This window comes from Amycolatopsis sp. NPDC000009 (genome assembly GCF_055563465.1).
The window spans coordinates 145,810-165,389 of sequence record NZ_JBVHDI010000012.1; the positions used below are offsets into that span (position 1 = coordinate 145,810).

18 protein-coding genes are annotated in these 19,580 nt (G+C 69.4%); 6 read left to right on the forward strand and 12 right to left on the reverse strand.

The window, feature by feature from the left end; all coding sequences use genetic code 11:
- Positions 1-48: 48 nt before the first annotated feature.
- Complete coding sequence (locus ACZ3HL_RS28275) at positions 49-219, forward strand: hypothetical protein (RefSeq protein WP_167551706.1); 171 nt, start codon at positions 49-51, stop codon at positions 217-219.
- Between the two features lie 92 nt (positions 220-311).
- On the opposite strand, the gene ACZ3HL_RS28280 is transcribed toward ACZ3HL_RS28275, so the two are convergent.
- The 5 genes from ACZ3HL_RS28280 to ACZ3HL_RS28300 all read right to left on the reverse strand — a co-directional run bounded on the left by ACZ3HL_RS28280 (position 312) and on the right by ACZ3HL_RS28300 (position 5,009).
- Positions 312-728 (reverse strand): PIN domain-containing protein, encoded by a 417-nt coding sequence (locus ACZ3HL_RS28280; protein WP_465414604.1) that lies wholly within the window; start codon positions 726-728, stop codon positions 312-314.
- A complete protein-coding gene (locus tag ACZ3HL_RS28285) occupies positions 725-1,024 on the reverse strand; it encodes a type II toxin-antitoxin system Phd/YefM family antitoxin (RefSeq protein ID WP_465534677.1) in 300 nt (99 codons plus the stop codon). Before ACZ3HL_RS28285 ends, ACZ3HL_RS28280 begins: the two co-directional genes overlap by 4 nt.
- Positions 1,025-1,091: 67 nt before the next feature.
- Positions 1,092-2,648 (reverse strand): DUF1841 family protein, encoded by a 1,557-nt coding sequence (locus tag ACZ3HL_RS28290; protein WP_465534678.1) that lies wholly within the window; start codon positions 2,646-2,648, stop codon positions 1,092-1,094.
- A gap of 166 nt (positions 2,649-2,814) precedes the next feature.
- Positions 2,815-4,122 (reverse strand): hypothetical protein, encoded by a 1,308-nt coding sequence (locus ACZ3HL_RS28295; protein ID WP_465534679.1) that lies wholly within the window; start codon positions 4,120-4,122, stop codon positions 2,815-2,817.
- The gene (locus tag ACZ3HL_RS28300; protein ID WP_465534680.1) at positions 4,119-5,009 is read right to left on the reverse strand and encodes a nitrate- and nitrite sensing domain-containing protein; all 891 of its coding nucleotides are present in this window, start codon (positions 5,007-5,009) and stop codon (positions 4,119-4,121) included. Before ACZ3HL_RS28300 ends, ACZ3HL_RS28295 begins: the two co-directional genes overlap by 4 nt.
- 121 nt (positions 5,010-5,130) lie before the next feature.
- Here ACZ3HL_RS28300 and ACZ3HL_RS28305 point away from each other — a divergent pair, with 121 nt between their 5' ends.
- On the forward strand, positions 5,131-5,457 hold the full coding sequence (locus ACZ3HL_RS28305; protein ID WP_465414592.1) for a nucleotide pyrophosphohydrolase: 327 nt from the start codon (positions 5,131-5,133) through the stop codon (positions 5,455-5,457).
- Here the strand turns inward: ACZ3HL_RS28305 and ACZ3HL_RS28310 are convergent.
- On the reverse strand, positions 5,447-6,973 hold the full coding sequence (locus tag ACZ3HL_RS28310) for a 3'-5' exonuclease (RefSeq protein WP_465534681.1): 1,527 nt from the start codon (positions 6,971-6,973) through the stop codon (positions 5,447-5,449). The genes ACZ3HL_RS28305 and ACZ3HL_RS28310 overlap by 11 nt on opposite strands.
- A gap of 187 nt (positions 6,974-7,160) precedes the next feature.
- On the opposite strand from ACZ3HL_RS28310, the gene ACZ3HL_RS28315 reads away from it, so the two are divergent.
- From ACZ3HL_RS28315 to ACZ3HL_RS28330, 4 genes are all read left to right on the forward strand, one after another.
- Complete coding sequence (locus ACZ3HL_RS28315; protein WP_465414588.1) at positions 7,161-7,991, forward strand: thermonuclease family protein; 831 nt, start codon at positions 7,161-7,163, stop codon at positions 7,989-7,991.
- 85 nt (positions 7,992-8,076) lie between these two features.
- Positions 8,077-10,599, forward strand: a complete 2,523-nt coding sequence (locus ACZ3HL_RS28320) for a M14 family zinc carboxypeptidase (protein WP_465534682.1) — start codon at positions 8,077-8,079, stop codon at positions 10,597-10,599.
- A gap of 9 nt (positions 10,600-10,608) precedes the next feature.
- The gene (locus ACZ3HL_RS28325) at positions 10,609-11,235 is read left to right on the forward strand and encodes a response regulator (protein ID WP_016330621.1); all 627 of its coding nucleotides are present in this window, start codon (positions 10,609-10,611) and stop codon (positions 11,233-11,235) included.
- A gap of 48 nt (positions 11,236-11,283) precedes the next feature.
- Positions 11,284-12,888: a hypothetical protein gene (locus ACZ3HL_RS28330; RefSeq protein ID WP_465534683.1), complete on the forward strand. Its 1,605-nt coding sequence runs from the start codon at positions 11,284-11,286 to the stop codon at positions 12,886-12,888.
- Here the strand turns inward: ACZ3HL_RS28330 and ACZ3HL_RS28335 are convergent.
- The 6 genes from ACZ3HL_RS28335 to ACZ3HL_RS28360 form a co-directional block, all read right to left on the reverse strand.
- Positions 12,878-15,097 (reverse strand): hypothetical protein, encoded by a 2,220-nt coding sequence (locus tag ACZ3HL_RS28335; protein ID WP_465534684.1) that lies wholly within the window; start codon positions 15,095-15,097, stop codon positions 12,878-12,880. The genes ACZ3HL_RS28330 and ACZ3HL_RS28335 overlap by 11 nt on opposite strands.
- 73 nt (positions 15,098-15,170) lie before the next feature.
- The gene (locus tag ACZ3HL_RS28340) at positions 15,171-16,424 is read right to left on the reverse strand and encodes an HAD family hydrolase (RefSeq protein ID WP_465534685.1); all 1,254 of its coding nucleotides are present in this window, start codon (positions 16,422-16,424) and stop codon (positions 15,171-15,173) included.
- 42 nt (positions 16,425-16,466) lie between these two features.
- Entirely contained in the window at positions 16,467-17,075 is a 609-nt protein-coding gene (locus ACZ3HL_RS28345; RefSeq protein ID WP_465534686.1) for a histidine phosphatase family protein, read from the reverse strand.
- A 9-nt stretch (positions 17,076-17,084) separates the two neighbouring features.
- Complete coding sequence (locus ACZ3HL_RS28350; protein WP_465534687.1) at positions 17,085-17,720, reverse strand: class F sortase; 636 nt, start codon at positions 17,718-17,720, stop codon at positions 17,085-17,087.
- Complete coding sequence (locus ACZ3HL_RS28355; protein WP_465534688.1) at positions 17,717-18,325, reverse strand: excalibur calcium-binding domain-containing protein; 609 nt, start codon at positions 18,323-18,325, stop codon at positions 17,717-17,719. Before ACZ3HL_RS28355 ends, ACZ3HL_RS28350 begins: the two co-directional genes overlap by 4 nt.
- Positions 18,326-18,433: 108 nt before the next feature.
- Positions 18,434-19,579: a GAF domain-containing sensor histidine kinase gene (locus tag ACZ3HL_RS28360; RefSeq protein ID WP_465414571.1), complete on the reverse strand. Its 1,146-nt coding sequence runs from the start codon at positions 19,577-19,579 to the stop codon at positions 18,434-18,436.
- Position 19,580 lies beyond the last annotated feature (1 nt).

Consider the following 19,580-nt stretch of genomic DNA (forward strand, 5'->3'; position numbering starts at 1 on the left):
GGGTTCACGAGGTCTCGAAAAGGACCTTGAGCAGGGAGGAGGCTCACGATGTTCTCGATCATCCTGACCTGGGTCGGCTCGATTCTCGGACTCGCACTCCTGGTGGCCATGGCCGCCGGCGCCTTCGTCGTCGACTTCGACGACGCCCGTGGGGACCGCCGCCGGAAGAAGCCGCAAGTCACGGAGAGCAAGGGCACTCCCGCGGCGCCTCTGGGCTGAACTTCGGCGGGCTGAACTTCGGCAGGCAACTGCGGCAGCCTGACCTCCGGCCGATCAAGGCGTCCGGACGTCTTGATCCCAAGGAGGTCCGCTCAGTCGAACGGATCGTGCACCTGTGCGCCGAGCCCGGCCATGTCGGCGAGGTTCCTGGTGACCAGGGTCAGCTCGTGGACCCGGGCGGTCGCGGCGATCAGCCCGTCGATGGACGGCACTTTCCGCGGCGCGTACTGCCTGCCCCATTCGGCCGCGATTTCGGCGGTCACCGGAAGGATCCGTTCCGAGAACTGCGCGGTGAGCCCGGCCAGCCACTCGGTCAGCGCTTCCGCACGCTCCCTGTCCCGCTCGCCTCGATGCCTGAGTTTCGTTATCCCCCTCTCGATCTCCCCCACCGTCAGCGCGCTCAGATAGAGCCTGCTCGACGACACTCCACCCCACCACCGGGCGAAACCCGGGTTCTGCGTGCGGCGCCGAGCCTCGGACACGATGTTCGTGTCCAGCAGAAAGCTCACCCGCTCACCTCCACGACATCTCTCGGCAGGTCTTCCGCGCGTTCGGCGGCGATCTCCTCCAGTACGTCGGCCAGCGCCTCCCCGTACTCGGGATGGTGGTGCTCCCCGGAGAGCACGAACTTGAAATCGACGGCTTCACCGCTTCCGGTCAACCTGCGGTAATCCACGATGTCCAGCACCACGGCCACCTCCTCCCCATGTTTCGTGACGAACTGCGGCCCATCGGACGCGGCGCGGCGCAGCAGCTCGCTCAGCCGCTGCTTGGCGTCCTGCACTTGCCAGGTTGCTGCTTCCATCTAGACAGACTAGACAGAATGGGGTGGGTTGGCAAGGGAGGGAGAGGGGTGACCGGGGGAAACGGGGTCAGGCGAGCTCGTCGAGCGCCTTCCGGTAGTCGTCGACGTCGTAGTCCATCTCGTGTTCGCCCGATTCGGTGAGCTGAGCGGACAGCGCGTCGATGAGGCGGTCGAAGATCTCCTCGCGCTCCTGCCCCGTCTCGCTCAGCCGCCGCACGGCCTGCCACACCTCGGCGGGCTCGTCGGCCCAGAGCTGGTCGACGATCGTGGTCTTGAGCGCGAGCCGCATCCGCGGTTCGCCGTCGAAGGTCTCCTCGGCCAGCGCCTCGTGGTACTCGGGGTGCTCGCCGATCACCAGCAGACGGCGCTGTTCGGGGTCGGCGGGTTCGAGCTCCAGCTCCTCGTCCCCGATTTCCGCGTAGACCGTCGGGACGGCGAACATCCGGCGCGCCAGGGCGTCCGCGAGTTCCGCCGGGTCTTCGATCCCCTCGGAGCCGTCGAAGTAGACGTCGAGCGTGGAGTCCTCGTCCTGAGCGAATTCCTCCAGGAACTCGGTCGCGCTCTCCAGCAGCGCGACACGCGCGGCCTCGGGGAGACCGGCGCGGTCGGCGGCCCAGGTGACCCAGCCGAGCAGAGCGGGCTCCAGCGCGTCCTCGTAGGCCTCGTCGATCTCGAACTCGCCGTCCAGCAGCGACTCGAGGAACCGGGCGAGCTTCTCGGGGCCGACCCGCAGCGGGCTGCCTGGCTCGGTCTCACAGCCGTGATCGACGAGCAGGCGCGCGTAGAACCGTGTCGCCTCGGTGTCCTCCACGAGCCCGGAGCCGATGAAGTCGGCGACGACCTCTTCGCGGACCTGCTCGGGCCATTCGGTGATCTCGGGCGACGGCTCCGGAGCGGGAAGCGTCCGGATCCAGGCCAGCGCGAGCGCGTGGAACCGCGCGTAGTCCTCGCTGACGTCGGGCTCCTCGACGACGTCCGTCGCGGCCAGCCCGTCGGCGAGCAGCTGGTGGGCGCGCTCGGGCAGCACCCGCTCCAGCGTGACCAGCTCCGGGTCGTCGGCGGCCTGCTGCCGCATTTCGGCCAGCACGTCCTGCGGTTCGTCGACCACGACGACGTCGCGGATCCGGCCACCCTCGGTGAAGTCGACCAGCGCGAGCAAGCCGTGCTCGGCACCGCCACGGGAGAAGACGCACAGAAGGGAGGACTCGTCGCCGAAGACGTCACCGGTCCGCCAGCACTCCCCGACGGTCACCGCGGCCAGGTCCGCCACCCATTCCGGTTCCGGGATGCCGCGGCCCAGCACGGTGTTCAGCGCCGAAGCGGCCGCCTCGCGCTCCTCCTCGGTCTCGGCGAAGACCCGCAGCCCGGCGAGCAGCGCGGCCGCGGCGGGGGTGATCTTCCGCTCGGCGAACGCGATGAGTTCCAGGCCCAGCGGCGTTTCGTCCTCTTCGAGCTCGATCTCCCACCACTGGCCGAGCACCTCGGAGGTCAGCAGCTCGACGTCGAGCACCTCGGGCTCGGCACCAAGGGTCGAGAAGTCCCGGAGGACGTCCTTGAAGAGGCCCGTCACACTCGGGGTGGAGGGCTGGGCTGCCTTTTTGCGGGCACGGCTGACCGGACTCATGGCGACATGTTTTCACGCGGACCCGGCCAGGTTCGTCGCGGTGGTCCTGGGCGCGGAACCCGGAGCCCAGGACGCGGACGGGCACCGGTTCACCGACCACCGCGACTTCACCTTCGTCGCCGGGTTTCCTCGGTTCGCTTCGAACAACGACCGGCCGCGCCCCCGGTTACGCCCGCACCGATTTCGGAATGGCGATTCTCGCCGCTTTGACCTCGGCGATCAGCCGCGTCTTGCGTTTGTGTATTTCCACCAATGTGCCGAGGTACGAGCTGAATTCTTCAGCCGTACCGGCCTTTTTGTGCGCCGTGCGCAGTTTGCGCAGTTGCCGGGCCGCTTCGCGGTAGGCGTTCGGATCCTTCCGCGTGATCAATTCTTCGACATGGTCCCGGTACACAGGAATGGTTTCGGCCGGATGGGCGACGGAACGGGAATCCGCGAGTTCGACGCGCACCGGCAACGAGGCCTCGAAACGCACGCACGCCCGCCATGCCTCGTCGGCGCGGTCCTCGCCGAGCAACGCGCGGACGAGCTCGTCGGCGGCCTCCGTGCTGCCGGCGGCGAGTTCACGCAACCGGGCCAGCGCGGTCTTCCGCTGCGCGACCCACTGCCCCGATTCCAGTGACTCCTCGCGCAGCGCGAGGTACGTCGCGGCCGTGGGATTCTCGTCGAAGTCCTTGCGCGACAAAGGATCCTTCTCCGATGGAGGCGCTTCTTCCTTCTTGTCGTGCGTGAGCGCCCGCGCCGCGTGCGCGATGGCCTCGCTGTGCCGCCCCGCCGCGCGCAGCACGCGCACGATCTTGAGACTGACGTCCACCCGCGGCGGCTTGGCCGCGAGGATCGCGACGAGCGCGTCGACGTCGCCGGACACCTCCGCCAGCTCCTCGCGCAGGCGCTCGGCGGTCTCGCGTTTCGCACCGGACGACTGCTCGGCGAGCACGCTGTCCACTGTGGACTTTATTCGCGCTATTCCCTTGTCCCCCAACGCGGAGGCGAAGTCGGCCAGCTCGATGACGGGCCAGCCGGGGCCGTCGAACTCCACTTCGAGGATCCACGCGGCCAGGCTTTCGGGATCCGGCGGATGCGCCACGCAGGCCCGCGCGTACAGCTCGACGGCCCGGTCCAGCCGGTCCGCGACCTCGCCCGAGGCGTCGTCGATCTGCTCCAGCATCTCGCTGATGTCGTCCACGGTCCGGCGGGCGAGCGGGGCGAGGTCGGCCCGGCTGCCGGCGTCGAGAAGACGCTGAAGCGTGTCGAGGACGGAGCCGACCTTCGCGGCGTACTCGACGTTGCCCGCCAGGACGGCGGTGTCGAGGAGGCGGTGCGCCTCGGCGACGTCACTCCCCTGGGTGGCGAAGCGGATCTCCAGGGCGTGCCGTAACGCAGGGTCACGCTCGGCTTGCGCATGCAGCAGGTCCGCCAGCGTTTCCGCGTCCAAGGTACGCAGGTAGGGGCGCAGATCCGTCGGGGAACTCACCCGGACAAGTCTGCCCGACCGCTTCGCCGACTCGTGTGGGCCAACCGCGTGCTCTTTTCGGCGTAATCGCTCACCAGGTGTGACCAGGCCGGGATCGGGATCGGCAGCCGCCGGGCGAGCTGCATGACGATCGCCATCACCACCCCCGCGAGCAGCGAAATCGCCGCGGCGGCGGCGAGGGCGCCGTTCAGCACCCGGCGCCCGCCGTCGATGGCGAGCTGCGCCGAGTACTCGATCTGGCGCGCGGCGAGGTCGCCGAGGGTCCGGCCGACGACGCCGGCCGCGACCCGCCAGGCGTCCTGGCCGACGGGCGGCGGCGTGGCCGCGCTCAACGCGGTTTCGACCGCCCCGAACCGGCCCCAGTCCTCGCTCCCGACGAGCTCCCGGTAGGTCCGGCGGCTACTTTCCGTCAGTTTTCCGGCGATCGCGTCGAGCCTGGACCGGTAGGCGCCCACGGCGGCGGCGTAGTCGCGCCGCCCCGCGTCGTCGATCCCGGCGACCGCGAGGGAATCGCTGCGGTCCATGCCTTCGACGGCGGTGAGTAGTTCGACGGCGATCGTCTGCTGGTAGCCGACCTCGGCGTCGGGGGCGGCCCGCGCGATCTCGCGCAGGGAGGAAAGCGAGGTGTCGATGCGATCGGCGTACGCGGTGTAGGTGGCGGAGCGACTGCCAGGCGCCTTCAACGCGACCGCTCGTTCCCGCTGCAACGACGCGATCCCGCGGCTCGCCTCGGCGAGGGTGACCGCCCCGTTCTCTGCGTCGTCGCGGTCCTCGATGGCCTGCTGCACGAGGAATCCGCCGATGAACAACGCGACGAGCACCAAGGCCGCGCTCGGCACGAACGCGATGGAGAGCACGCGAGAGCGAAGGCTTCGCTGGTACGTCAAGGCTTTCCTTCCGGATCGGTCTCCCGACGCCGAGCGACGTTATGCAATTTGCAAATTGCACGTCAACGTTCGTCCGCCATACGGCCGTTAGCGCACCGTGACGATCTGGTAGGCACGGCACGTGACACTCGACGACCTCAACCAGCGCCTCCGCGACTTCGCCGCGGCACGGGACTGGGAACCGTTCCACACACCGAAGAACCTGGTCATGGCGCTGTCCGGCGAAGTCGGCGAGCTGACTTCGCTGTTCCAGTGGCTGACGCCGGAGGAGTCCGCGGAGTGGCGCTCCGACCCTGAGCTGGCACACAACGTGGTCGACGAGATCGCCGACGTCACGCTGTACCTCCTCCAGCTGGCGAACAGCCTCGGGGTGGACCTGATCGAGGCGGCCAACGCCAAGATCGATCGGAACGAAATCCGCTTCCCGGCGCCCGACGTCAAGCCCTGAGGGCGATCTGCCAGCCGCCGAGCAGGCCACCGACGCCCAGCACACCCACGAAAATGCCCGCGGCGAGCCCCGCGCCGCCGAACAACGCGAGCACCGTGATGAACATGAGCAGCATCCCGAACCCCATGAGGACCCGGCCGCCCCACAGCATCACCGACGGCGGGGACGGCACAGGCGGTCGGTACCCGTGCGGAACAGGTGGTTGCGGATAGGGCACGAAGGCGGCGGTCCGCTGTTCGACGGCGCCGACCGGCCGGTGCACCGGAGCCGGGATCGGGGCGGGCGCGGCCGCCGGCCGCTGGGCGAGACCGAGCGCTACGCGCGCCTCGGCGACTCCGAGCACCTTCGCGCCGAGCTCACCCGCCCTCGCGATCCGTGGCTCGGAAGGGGGCACTCCGGAGCCCACGGCCAGATGGGTCACCGAAGCGGTGAGCTTCTTCGCGAGCTGAAGGCCCGCCTCGAGTACGGCGGCGCGCAGATCGTCCTCTGCCAGCCCCTCGCCGAGAACGAGGACCCGGCGACGCGCACCGGATGAGGCTCCCGTGGCCCGGAGTCCGCGCACTATTTCGGGCACCCGCAACGCCGCCGCGACGGCCCGCAGATCCCGTTCTTCCTCCGCGGTGATGACGCCGTCGCTCTCGGCGAGCTCCCGCATCGCCTTGACGAAGCCGGTGTGCACGAGGTGCAGATCGGCGTCCGACATCCCCGCCGCCGAGGCCGCCGCGCCGAGGGCTCGCGCTTCGGCGTCGGAAATATGCCGGTCCGCCAAGGCGTTCCCGAGCAGTTCGACGTAGGCGTCCTGCAGCGAGCCAGTTGCTCCGAACGCGGCCTCGGGTACCCGGTCGACGAAATCCGCCATCCAGGTGCCACCGCTCGGCGCCACCACACGACGAGGCGACAGGCGCGCGGCGGGCGCGAACCGCGGCAGTTCCGGGAACACCGGCCGTTCCGCGAACCTGAGGCCGTGCGTGTTCACCAGCGTCGTCGCGATCCGGGCGCATACGTAGGCGTCGGCGAGCGCCGTGTGCGCCGCGAACTCGCCGACACCGACCGCCGCGGCCACCGTGGCCAGGCGATAGTTCGGCAACCGCAGCGCGCGCCGCGCCGCGGCCAGCGTGCACACCCCCGGCATCGCCGGGAGCCGCGCGCCCAACCTGCCGGACTCACCGTCGAGGAATCGCGCTTCGAAGGGCAGGTTGTGTCCGACCAGGACACTGCCCTGACAGACATCGAGGAAATCGCCCAGCACTTCGCCGAGGTAGGGAGCGTCGTCGAGCTCTCGGCGGGTGATCCGGTGCACGTGGGCGGGGCCGGGATCCACGCCGGGTCCCGGGTTGACCAGCGTCGAAAACTCACGCAGGACCGTGCCGTCCGCCCGGACGCGCACGGCCGCGACCTCGACCACGTGCCCTGGGTGCAGACCGGTGGTCTCGAAGTCGATGGCGGTGAATTCGGTCGTCCCCACGGCGAACCGGCCGTCCGGAGTCAACGCGAGATTTTCGACTGTCTCCGCCATTTCGTTTCCTTTTCTCGAAGCGTCTACCGGTGGATCGTGACGTCGCCGTCCGCGTAACAGCAGAATGCCGACGGTGACCCGTTCGTGGCCGCTTCGTGACGGAAAATCCGGGCTTGTAACGACATTCGCCGAATGAACGACAAAAATCGGCGAAGCTCATCCCGATGCGAGAATTCCGAGGACGCCCATGCACACCGGTCCCTCCCGTGACAAGCGGATGCCCCGCTGGATGATGATCGTCCTCGCCGCCTTTTCGGTGCTTTTCGTTCTCGGCGCCGTCTTCGGGAAAACCCCTCAGCCACAACAGGAGCAGCCCGTCGCGGCCAAGAGTTCCATCCCGGCGACGTCGACCCCGCCGACGTCCTCGTCCACCGCTCCGAGTGCCTACCGGGTCGCCGAAATCGTGGACGCCGGCACGGTCGAGGTGACCGGTCCCGACGGTGAAAAAATCGTCAGGGTCCTCGGTTTGACGACCCCGCCGAACACGAACGGGTGCTTCGCCGCGGAAAGCCTCACGTGGGCGAAGAACACACTGGCCGGCCAAGAGGTCGTTCTTCGATCCGTATCCGATGAAGCCGGTGTCGCGCTGGCGTCGGTGGCCTTGGTGAACGGTGGCGACTACGCCACCACCGCACTCGAAGCGGGGTACGCGAAATTCGCGAGCAAGGCGGTCGAGATGACCGTCGGTACCGCGCTGCAGGCCGCCGAAGACACCGCGCGAGCGGCGGGGAACGGGCTCTGGGGCCCGCCCTGCTTCGGCAAGATCGACACTCCTCCCACCTCCGTCGCGCCACCGCAGCAGCCGGTCGCGCCGCCGGTCACCCGGGCCGAGCCCACCACGAAGAAGCCCACCCCTCCGCCCGCGGCGGCCGAGCCGGATCCGCCCAAGTCGGTCTCCTACGCGAACTGTGACGCCGTGCGGGCGGCCGGGGCGGCGCCGTTGTACGCGGGCCAGCCCGGCTACAGCCGCAAACTCGACCGGGACGGCGACGGCGTCGCCTGCGAGCGGAAGAAGTAGTTCCGGCGCCCGGTTAGCCGCCTTTCGGGTCTTGTGGGGCGTTCGTTCGGCGGAAACACTGTGCCGACGTCCCTGGAGGTGGCCCTTGTCGCGTTCGGCTCGCACCGTGTTCCTGGCCCTCGTGCTTTCCCTGAGCGCGGTCGCCGCGCCGGCGTACGCGGCACCACCGCCGACCTCGCCGCATCGCGACCCCGGCAACGGGCCGGAACGCAATGAGATCGCCGCGACCGACCAGCCGATGAGCGCCGCGCGGGCCGCGGCGGGCGAGAACCTCGCGGGCGACCGTTCCGGCTATCCGCGCAAGACCAAGCTGCGCGTGTACCCGGAGAACGCGGCCGACAAGTCGATCAAGCTCGGGCTCGCGCCGTATCACGCGATCGCGCCGAAGCTGAACGCGCTGCAGGCGCGCAGCGATCGGATCTCCGTCGAGATCGCCGGGCAGTCCGGGCTCGGCCGGGACCTCTACCTGGTGACGATCACCGCGCCGGAGAGCCCGTCGGAGACGCGGCGGCAGGACGCCTGGCGGTCGCTGATCGAGAACGACCCCGCCCGCGCCGCGCGCGACCCGTTCCTGCGCCACGGCTACAAGGCCCCGGTGTGGATCAACAACAACATCCACGGCAACGAATGGGAAGGCACCGACGGCGCGCTCCGCGTCATCGAGAAGCTGGCGACGTCGAACGACCGCAAGACCGCCGACCTGCTGAAACGGAACCGGTTCTACTTCAACGTCACGGCCAATCCGGACGGTCGCGTCGCCGGCACACGGCAGACGTCGCAGGGCTTCGACCCCAACCGCGACTTCGTCACCGCGTCGCAGCCGGAGGTGCGGGCCATGCGCGGGATCGCCATCGGCAAGCAGCCGCTGATGATGCTGGACGAGCACGGCTACGTCGCGAACACGCTCATCGAGCCGACCACTCCGCCGCACGGCCAGAACTACGACTTCGACCTCTACATCAAGCACGGGTACGCCAACGGGCTCGGCATGGAGAAGGCGGTCCAGGCGCTCGGGCGGCCGGAGACGGCGAAGCCCGAAATCCCGTTCCGCGACTACGAACCCGGCAGCTGGGACGGCTGGGCGCCGATCTACACCGCCCAGTACGCGATGTACCACGGCGCGGTGTCCTTCACGATCGAGATCCCGATGCGGGTCAACAACGCGGACTACGAGACGCAGCCGGTGGCGGAGCTCCAGCGGCGTGCGGTGATCAACACCGAGGTCGTCGAGGCCACCATCGGCAGCACGCTGAACTACGTCGACCGCAACCGCGGCGAGCTCATCGCGAACCAGATCGAGATGTTCCGCCGCGGCACGGCGGGTGAGGCACAGCGCGAGATCCCCGACGGGTTCGTGCCCGGTTTCGGGCCGGAAGACCGCTACCGCACGGAGTTCCCGCGCGCGTACGTCATCCCGGCCGGCGCGGACCAGCGTTCCGCCGTCGCCGCTTCGCGTCTCGTCGACCACCTGGTGGCCAACGACGTCCGCGTCCGGCAGGCGGATCGCCCGTTCTCGCTGGCCGGGCGCCGGTATCCGGCCGGTTCGTACGTGGTCGACATGCACCAGCCGAAACGCGGCCTCGCGAACGTGATGCTGGAGCAGGGCAGCGACATCTCGGCGAAGGTGCCGGTCATGTACGACATCTCCGGCTGGAGCCATCGCCTGCTGTGGGGCGCGTCGGTCGACATCGTGAAGCAGGGCCGCCTCGACGTCCGTACGCACGACGTCGTCGCGGCCTCGCCGACCGGTGGCGTCGATGCCGCGCCCGGCCGTGACCTCGCGCTGAAGCTCGTCGACGGCAAGGACGTCAGCGCCGCCAACGACCTGCTGAACCGCGGCCTCGCCCTCGGCCGTACCGGCGACGGCACGATCGTCGTCCCCGCGTCGGCCCGGCAGGCCGCCGCCGAGGTGGCGGACCGCTACGGCGTCCGGTTCACCGAAGCAAGCGGGACGGCGACGCCGTTGACGCGGAAGACCATCGCGGCCGCCGTCGGATCGGACGAGCTGAAAGCGCTGCGGGACATGGGCTTCGACGTGCGGCCGGTGTCGGCGGCGGTGCTCAACGCCGGCTTCGACTGGTCCCGGGTGGACCTGCTGTTCGTCTCGTCGGGACTGCGGTACACCGATCTCAACCCGGCCGCGAAGGACGCCATGCGCGCCTTCCTCGCTCGCGGCGGTGTGGTCACGCGCGGTGCCACGGGCGCGCGGTTCAACACCGACGTGGGGCTTCTCGAAGCACGTCCGGTGGCGGGCTGGGAAGACGGCAACGGCGTCGTTTCGGTCGTCAACGGGACCGGCCCGGTGGGCGGCGGCGCGCTGCCGGACTCGTTCGTCTACGGGCCGTTCTGGTTCACCGGCCTCGGCTCCTCGGTCAGTGTCGAGCAGCGCTACGCGAGCGGGAATCCCCTGGTCGCGGGGCATTGGCGGACCCGGGACGACGGGACGGGCGGGCCGCTGCAGGCGGCGGGCCAGGCCGCCGTCGTGTCCGGGACCTCGGGGCTCGGCGGACGGGCGGTGCTGTTCGGCACCGAACCGCTGTTCCGCGATCACCCGAAGGGCTTGTACTCGCAGGTGGCCAAGGCGATTTACTGGGCCGCCGCGAAGTAACGTGGGGGTATGCCGATCCAGGTGCTGCTCATCGACGACCACGAGGTGGTGAGGCGCGGTCTGCGTGACCTCCTCACCGACGAGCCCGACATCGAGGTGGTCGCCGAAGCGAGCGGCGTCGACGAGGCCCTGGCCGTGGCGATGCACGTCGAGCCGGACGTCGCGGTGGTCGACGTGCGGCTCGGCGACGGCGACGGCATCGCGCTCTGCCGCGAGCTGCGGTCGAAGCCGAACCCGCCGCAGTGCCTGATGCTGACCGCGTTCGACGACGAGGAGGCCATGGTCGGCGCGATCATGGCGGGCGCGGCCGGGTACCTGCTGAAACAGGTCCGCGGCCAGGACGTCGTCAACGCGGTCCGCGAGGTCGCGGCGGGCCGGTCGCTGCTCGACCCGCTGTCGACGGCGCGGGTGCTCGACAAGCTGCGGCATCCGCCCGAGGACGAACTCGGTTCCCTCACCGAACGCGAGCGTGAGGTGCTGGACCTGATCGGGCAGGGCATGTCCAACCGCGAGATCGCGGAGCGCCTGTTCCTCGCCGAGAAGACGGTGAAGAACTACGTGACGTCGGTCCTCGCGAAGCTGGGCATGCAGCGCCGCACGCAGGCCGCGGCGTGGATCGCGCGCCGGGACAGGTAGTGCGCGAAAAAGGCACCCCCCCCCCCGTCGTTTTGGGCGAAGGTCCCGGTGGATCCGGAGTTCGACCAGTGGCTCACGGTCCGGTTCTCCCACCGCGTTCTGGTCGTCGTCCGCACCGTCACCACGCTGACGCGGCTGCTCGACGTCGTCTCGCTGCTCAAGGACGATCCGCGGGTCCAGATCGTGTTCACCCACAACGAGCGCGAACCGGCGATCCTGTCCTCCGGGGTCGGTGAGTTCCTCGCCTCGCTGGACGCGAAGGTCATCCCGTGGGAGCAGGCCGTCGCGACCCGGTTCGACCTGGCGATAGCCGCCAGCGAGAACGACGAACTCCACCGGGTGGAGGCGCCCGTCCTGCTCGTGCCGCACGGCATCGGACACCAGAAGCACTACCCGCACCAGACGGTCATTTCCGGCCTGAACCCGGCACGGCTGGTCCGGGACGGTCAGGTCGTCCCCAGCCGGATCGGTCTGTCGCACAGCAACCAGCTGCGGTACATCCGGCAGAACTGTCCCCAAGCCGAACCACACGCCGTCGTGGTCGGCGACCCCTGCCACGACCGGATGCTCGCCAGTCTCAATCGCGCGGCCCGCTACCGGCGCCTGCTCGACGTCCGTGACCGCAAGCACGTCGTGCTGGCCTCCACCTGGGGGCCCGATTCCCTGCTGGGCACCGATCCGGGCCTGCCCGCGCGGCTGCTCACCGAGCTCCCCGTCGACGAGTACAAGTTCAGCCTCATCGCGCATCCGGGCGCTTGGGCCGCGCACAGTCCCTGGCAGATCCGCGCGTGGCTGTCGCGGGCGCTGCGAGCGGGCCTCGCCGTGATCCCGCCCCAACGTGGCTGGCAGGCGACCGTCGTTTCGGCGGATTGCCTGATCTCGGACGGCGGCTCCATCGCGCTGTACGCCGCCGCCGCGAAGATCCCGGTGCTGATCGGCAGCCGGGAACCCGCCACCGTGGTGCCGGACTCGCCGCTCGCGGAGCTACTGACCAGGGCCCCGCGGCTCGATCAGGAAGACGATCTGCGCGCACAGGTCGACCAGGCGTGCGCCGCGGGACCGCTCACCGAGGTCGCGGCGCAGGCGGTCGAGTTCTCCGGCAAATGCGCGGAGCTTCTCCGCCCTGTTCTCTACGAACTGATGCGTCTCACGGAGCCGGACACCCGGGCGGTCTTCCTCCCCGTTCCCGATCCGGTGCCGGACGTCACGGAGCCCGCGACGTTTTCCGTCGAGGTTCGGCAGCACGCGGATCATCTGGTGGTCTCCCGGTTCCCCACCGAACAGGCCGGGCAGCCCGGCTCTCCCGATCGCCATGTCGTCGCCCACGAGGAACTGTCCACTCTGGACGAACTCGAAGGTGCCGCCGTGGTCTACTGCGAGTTCACCGGCGAGGACGCCGAATTCGACGGCTGGGCACGGGAAATCACCCGTCGCCGTCCCGATGCCGGGCTCGTCGCCGGGATCGGCGTGGACCGGTGCCTGCTCTGGAGCGCCGGGGAACCGGTCGTCGAACTCACCACGCGCGGTGAGCCGCTGCCCGCGATTTCCGCCTATTACTGGCGCAGGAACCGAAATCTCCCGGTGACCGGGTCGTTCCGCGTGCGAGAGGGCCACGGCGTCCGGGACGTCGTCGCCTCGGTGCTCACCGGATGAGTGGCTCCTGGGTGTAGATCTTGGCGTGCACCGCGTCGGCACGCGGATGCTTGACCGCTTGCAGCCGCTGCCAAACGCCGGACCAGTACTCGCGTGCCTTGGTGAAGTCTCCACTGGACCAAGCGGCGTCCCCGAGTGCCTCGGCGATCTCCAGGTCGTACTGGTCGCTCCCCGTCGGAGCCACCATGCGCCACACTTCCGGCACCAGATCGAGCGCCCGCCGCGCGGCATCCGCCGTACCCGACCGGCTCAGCGCCTTCGCCCGCACCAGCCAAACCTGGGCGAGGTCCCGCTTGTTCTCGGGGTCCGTGTTCGCCTCTGCCTCTTCCAGCAGCTGGAACGCCCCGGCGAGGTCGCCGAGCAGCACCTGGACGTTGGCGAGCATCCTCGCGTGCAGCCCTTGCCCTCGGAAGGGAAGCCCACCCAACGTCCGGCTGATCTTCAGCGCCTCGAAGAAGCACGCCGACGCCTCGCTGTACTGGCCTCGTTCCCGGTGGAAGAGCCCGCGGAACTCCCAAAGCGAGGCCCGGAGCTGCCGATTCGTTTCGGTTTCGGGTGCCTCGAGCCGTTGCAGCAGCTCACCCAGCGTGCCGAACTCCTTCTCCGCCCGCGGAAACTCCTGAAGCAACGAGTACAACCGTGCCTGCTGCGCGATGGCCCTCAACCGGAGCGGGACGTCGCCGAGGGCTTCCGCGCTCGCGACCCCCTGTTCGTTGATCTCCGCGAGTTCACGCAGATGCCCCCGATGCAGCCCGACGATTTCCAGCGCGCCGCAGATCTGCGTCAGCTCGCGATGGAGTCCGGCGTCGTGGGCCGGTTTCGCCAGCGCGCGGTAGACCGGGATTTCGGCGACCAGCAGGTCGATGGCGTCCTGTCCGGGAGCCAGCGCCAACGGCTCGGTGTCCGCCGGAAGTGTCTGGTCGTACAGCCTCAGCCTTCTGCTGCCCATCTTCCACTGATCCGCCTGCACCGCCCGGGTGCGGTGGAATCGCACGAGCCGCGGGAATCCTTCCCCGTCTGGCACAAGACCCGCGCGGGTGAGCGCCTGCCTCGCCTGTTTGGTCAGCCGCAGCCGCTTGCCGGGCTCCTCGGTCACGAAGAAGACGGACTGGAGATGCACCAGCCCGTCGAGTACTTCGAAGGGTTCGCAACCGGCGACGGCGGCTGCCGCCTCGTGCGTGAAGCTCGGTCCCGGAATCCCGCTCAGCGTCCGGCAAAGGTCCTGTTCACGCCGCGGAAGCCCGGCGAGAACCCGGTCGAAGGCGGCGCTCACCGGGCCGAGCGCGCGCCCACTGCTCAGCTCCTTCGCGAGGAGTTTGAGCGGCCGGGCCGCCAAGGCCGCCCGCTGCCTCGCCGCGATCGCGGCGGCGACCACCGTCGCCGGAAAGCGGTCACATTCGACGAGGACTTCGAGCGCGCCTTCGGGATCGGCGGCGAGCAGTTCGGTCCCCGCGATCGCTTCGAAAAGCATCCGATCAGCACCCTCTTCGAGCCTGCCGAGGGGTACGTGCCGGGGATACTGCGTGACGAGCTCGTCGGACGGCCCTTCCGTCAACGCGAGCACCAGGCTCATCGGCGCCGGAGGCACCAGCGCCTGGAGATCACGGACGTTGTCGACCGAGTCGAAGACCAGAAGCAGGCGCAACGGCCCGAGGACGTCGTGGTACTGGGTCTTCAGCTCGCCGGCGCCCGGCGTGATCAGCTTCGGCTCCACGCCCAGCGCCTGGAGCACGGCCTCCCGCACCTGGCTGATCCTCAACGGCGCGCCTGGGCCGTCGCGATGGTCCGCGAGGTCGATCAGCAGCGCGCCATCGGGATACGCCCCGCCGGAGCGTGTCCCGTAGTGCTCGGCGAGCGTCGTCTTGCCGACTCCGGACGGCCCCGAGAGCAGCACGACACCTGTGCCACCCAGCTGAGCCTGTGCGCCGACGCGGTCGAACAGGTTCGGCGACCGGGGCACGATCCGCGGGCGGTCGTGACCCATCGCGAGCATGCTTCCGACCAGCTCGCGCAATTCCCCCGCCACGGCGGGATCTTCCGCGGCCAGCCGGCGGACGGCGGCCTCCAGCGCGGCCGGATCGGAACGCAGGCGTTTCTCGTCCCGCCGCCCCGACAGCTTCTTCCAGAGGTACTCGGCGACCTTGCCCCCACCGGTGAACACCAGCGCGACGCTCTGTTTGACGAGCTCCGCCTGAAACGGATCGGTCACCTGTAAACCCCCTCACAGCTGTATCCGACACGCTAGCAGCGCGGATCATGCACGTCACTCACCGTGAACCCGGTCAGGGGTGCACGGTGTCGCGCTGGTCCGGGATGACCGTGCCGTCGTCGCGCAGCACCGGACCATGTGTGCCGTCGGCGTTTTCGTACGCCGTCGTCGAGCACGGGTAGGTGCGGCTCAGCGCCGGGAAGGGCTCGATGAACATCGGGTTCACCGCCCATTTCCCGTCGGCGTTGTCGTAGGCGCGGCACATCAGCTCGTCCTTGTTGCGGTTGAGCGTGACACGGACTCCGGTGGCGTCGCGCAGCATCGTGACGTCGGTGGTCGCGTCGCCGCCCGCGAGCGCCTGCCGCTTGTCCGCCGGTGCCGGTTCCATCGCCTTCGCGCCGCGGATCCCGAGGATGCGTTCGTTGATGTAGCACCGTTTGCCGTCGATGTAGGTCATGATCTCGTCGGCGCCGTCGGCGTGGCCGCCGCAGCCTTCGAGGTGTCCGTTGATCCGGCCGTTCGTGGTCTGCGAGTAGATCCCGAGCGTGCGGCTCGGCGGGATGCCGACGGCGGAACCCCAGACGTCCGCGAATTCCTTGGGCGAGGCGGAAACGACCCACGTCGAGAAGCCCGCCTTGTTCAGCGTCGCGATCAGGTCTTTGATCTCCGGGTAGTACCGGATCCACGCGACCTGGGTGCTCGAACCGACCTTCTGGGTCGCCCCGATCGGCGCCAGCAGCGCCGCGGCCCTGGCCTGCCGGGCGATCGCGCGGACCTCGTCCGGGCGGTATCCGGCGTTGATCTGCGCGACCCAGGCGTACGCCGCCTCCATGTACCGCCGGTTGTACCCCGCGAAGACCTCTTCGCCGGTGGTCGTCTTCGCGCTCTTCCGTACCGAAAGGAGCTCGTCGGCGCAGGCGACGTTCTTACTGGTCCGAAGCGGTTTCCCGGCCGGAGTGCCGGTGCCGCACGCCTTGCTCAGCGCGTTCGCGCCGGCGTCGGTCATGTACCGGCTGGTCGTGCGCCAGTCCTTGTCACGCGGCTGCAGGACCTTGTCGTGCCGGATCATCCAGAAGACGGTCTGGTCGGAGATGTCGTTCTTGATGACCGTGTTGTCCCAATCGAACACCGCGATGGGCCGCTCGCCGCGCTTCGTACCGCAGATGACCTGCTGGATCTTCGCCGCGTTGTCGCCGTACCAGTGGTCGGCCAGCCGCAGCTGCGGGCAGCTTGACGTTATCGACACAGCCGATGCCGTGCCCGGCACGGTCACCGGTACGACCGCCACGGCGGCGGCAAGGGCCACGGCTCGCAGGAACCTCGGCATGTCATCTCCCCACATGATCGTCGGCTGTCCGGGGAGATCCTGTCATTTCCCGGCGAGGGTCACGACCTGCCGGTTGTGGAAGTAATCGTCCTCACGCAGCACGGTGACGCTGCCGGGTGAACCGCGGAAGTCGACGTACCCGGCCGATTCGAGCGGCATCCGGATCCACGCGGCGATCACGAAGGTGAGCGCGCCACCGTGCGTGACGACGATCTGGTGCTCGCAGCGGCTTTCCAGGATCGACTCCATGGCCGCGTACACCCTCGCGGCCATCGCGCCTTTGGTTTCGGCGCCGGGAATTCCCTCGTCGTGCCCCAGCCGCTCGCCGGTCGCCGGCGGTGGGACGAACCTGCTGTCGAGCCATTCCCGCGGTTTGCCACCGGCTTCCCCGTACGACTTCTCGCGCAGCCGCCGGTCCAGGGTCGGGGCCACACCGAGCCGTTCGCCGATCAGTTCCGCGGTCCGCGCGGTGCGGCGCAGATCCGAGGAGTAGAGCTCCACCTCGTCCGGCACTTCCGCCCGCAGCGACTCGGCGACGGCCGCGGCCACGCGTTCACCGTCCGGGGTGAGTTCGGAGTCGAACCATCCGCCCACCAAGCGGTCGACGTGGTGCGTGGCCTCCGGATGCGTGACGACGTAGACGGTGCGCATCCTCCGAACCTAGCCGCGGGTCAGTTTCGCGTAGGCGATGACGTTGTCGAGGTAGTTGCCGGTCGAGGAGTCGAAATCCCCGCCGCAGGTGATCAGGCGCAGTTCGGGCCCGGTCGTGTCGCCGTAGACCTTCTCCGTGGGGAAGGACGCCTTCGCATGCCGTTCGACGGCGTACACGGTGAACACCGCGGTGGTCCCGTCCTCACGGTGGACGAGGGCTTCGTCGCCGGCCTTCAGTTCCTTGAGCCGGACGAAGACGCCGGGGACCTTCTTGTAGTCGACGTGCCCGGCGAGAACGGCGGGCCCGATCTCACCGGGTGCCGGGCCGCCCGTGAACCAGCCGGTGGTGATCGCGTCGTGCGGCACTTCCAGGGTGCCGTCACCGGCCAGGCCGAGGTCGATGATCTCGCCGGTGCGGACCCCGATCGCCGGGATCTCGAGCTTCGCGGGCCGCGCGGGCGCGAGCGCAGAGACCACCGTGGACGAAGGCGCCGCCGTGGACGCCGTGGTGGGTGGTGGCGCGGGCGACGCGACCTTGCCCGGCGGCGGAACCGCGCAGCCCGTCAGCACGGCCGCGCACACCACCCCGATGAGGGCGCCGATGACCAGCGGAAACGGCCACCGGCGCCAGAACGGCCCGGTCATCGTTCGGCACGCCGCCGGAGCACCAGGGACGCGCCCGCCGCCGTCGCGGTCAGCAGTGCCGCGCCGGTCAGCGCGACCGCGGCGACCTCCAGGGGACCGCCGTTGGCCTCCCCGCCACCGGTCGCGACGCCACCGACCGGCTTGACCTTGACCTGTCCCGATTTCGCGGGCTCGCCGAACCGGGATTCACAGGCATACCCGTCGCGGTCACCGTCGAGTTTGTGCGGGTCCCGCGGGTTCTTCTCTAGCTCGGCCTGCGCGGCGGCCTGCGAGCGGAAATCGGCGCAATCCTTGTCGGTGGATCGCGGTGCCGGCGTTTCCGTGGTGATCGGCGGTGCGGTGGGCGTACTCGTTCCGCTCGGCGCCGTTCCGCGCTTGGGAAGTCTTTCGCAGGCGATTCCGTCGTTGTCGTCGTCCAGGTTGTGCGGATCGGATCGATCTTTCTGGAGTTCGGCCTGAGCGTCTTCCTGGTACTTGAAGTCACTGCAGTTCAGATCGGCGATCGCGGGCGCTTCCGCCAGCGCGAACGCCACGGAAACGGGGCCGAACAAGGAGAATCCGGCGAGGATGATGGCCGTGCCGATGGCGCGACGAACCGAGGACATGGGGAGTCCTTTCACTGGGATTTCGCGCTCCGAGCGCGTTCGATGCACTTACAGTCGCGCACCGGCCCCAGCTGTTACGGATTAATCGGAATTGACGAACCGTTACTTTCACACGGTTTGATCGAGTGGAACGTCGAAAGCGACCAAAGTCCCGAGACTCGGCGAAGAATTGATCGAAAAACGCCCACCGGACGTCGTCGCGCGTTCGGCGAGATGACGGAGACCGCGTTTGGCCACTCCCTGCGGGACACCGGATCCGTTGTCCCGCACCCGGAGTTTGACGCCTTCCGCGTCACGGCTGAGCGTCACGCGGGTCTCACTCGCCCCGGAATGTCTGACCACATTGGACAGTGCTTCGCGCAGGGCGGCGCGGATGTGGTCCGCCTGTTCGGCGGGGATGTCGGCCAGTTCACCCGAGAGTTCGAGGGTCGGCGGGTAGCCGAGCAGCTCGCCCGCGATACGCACCTCGCCCCGCGCGGACTCGGCGAGATCGGTGGCGGTGACCGTCTGGTTCGCGGGCTCCGGGCTGCGCAGGGCGCGCACGGTGCCGCGGATCTCTTCGATGGTCTGGTCGAGCTGGTCGATCGCCTCGGACAGCCGCGCGCCGTCGGCCTGCGCGAAGCGTTTCCGCATGTTCTTGCGGACGCGGTCGAGCTGCATCCCGGCGCCGTAGAGGCGCTGCACGATGACGTCGTGCAGCTCGCGCGCGATGCGTTCGCGCTCTTGGTAGAGGGTCACGCGGTGCCGGGCGTTGGCGCCTTCCGCCAGCGCCAGCACCACACCCGCCTGCGCGGCGAACGCCGTGAGCACCTCGACCGTGCTGGCGGAGAACGGTTCCCCGCCGTGGCGGCGGTACACGGTGAGCGCGCCGAGGACGCGCCCGCCGGCGCCGAACGCCGACGCGGCGAAAGGCCCGAAACCCCGGAGTTCCGGCGGCACGAACGGCGCGGTGCGGGGATCGACGGTGAAGTCCTCGCTGACCACCGGTTTCCCGCCCCTGGCGACCTGACCCGCGGCGGAATCGGCGGAAAAGGCCAGCCCACGAAGGCCTTGGGTGGTGTCCCCGTGCGCGGCCTCGGCGACCACCTGACCGTCGTCCGCGCGCACCATGACGAGACCGAGGTCGGCCTCGGCCAGTTCGACGGCGCGGGCGACCACGGTCTCCAGTACGTCGCCCGGGTCTTCACCGGACAGGGCGGTGCCGGTGATCTCGGTGGCGGCGGACAATGCGCGCGCGGCAAGCGTGGGATCCATG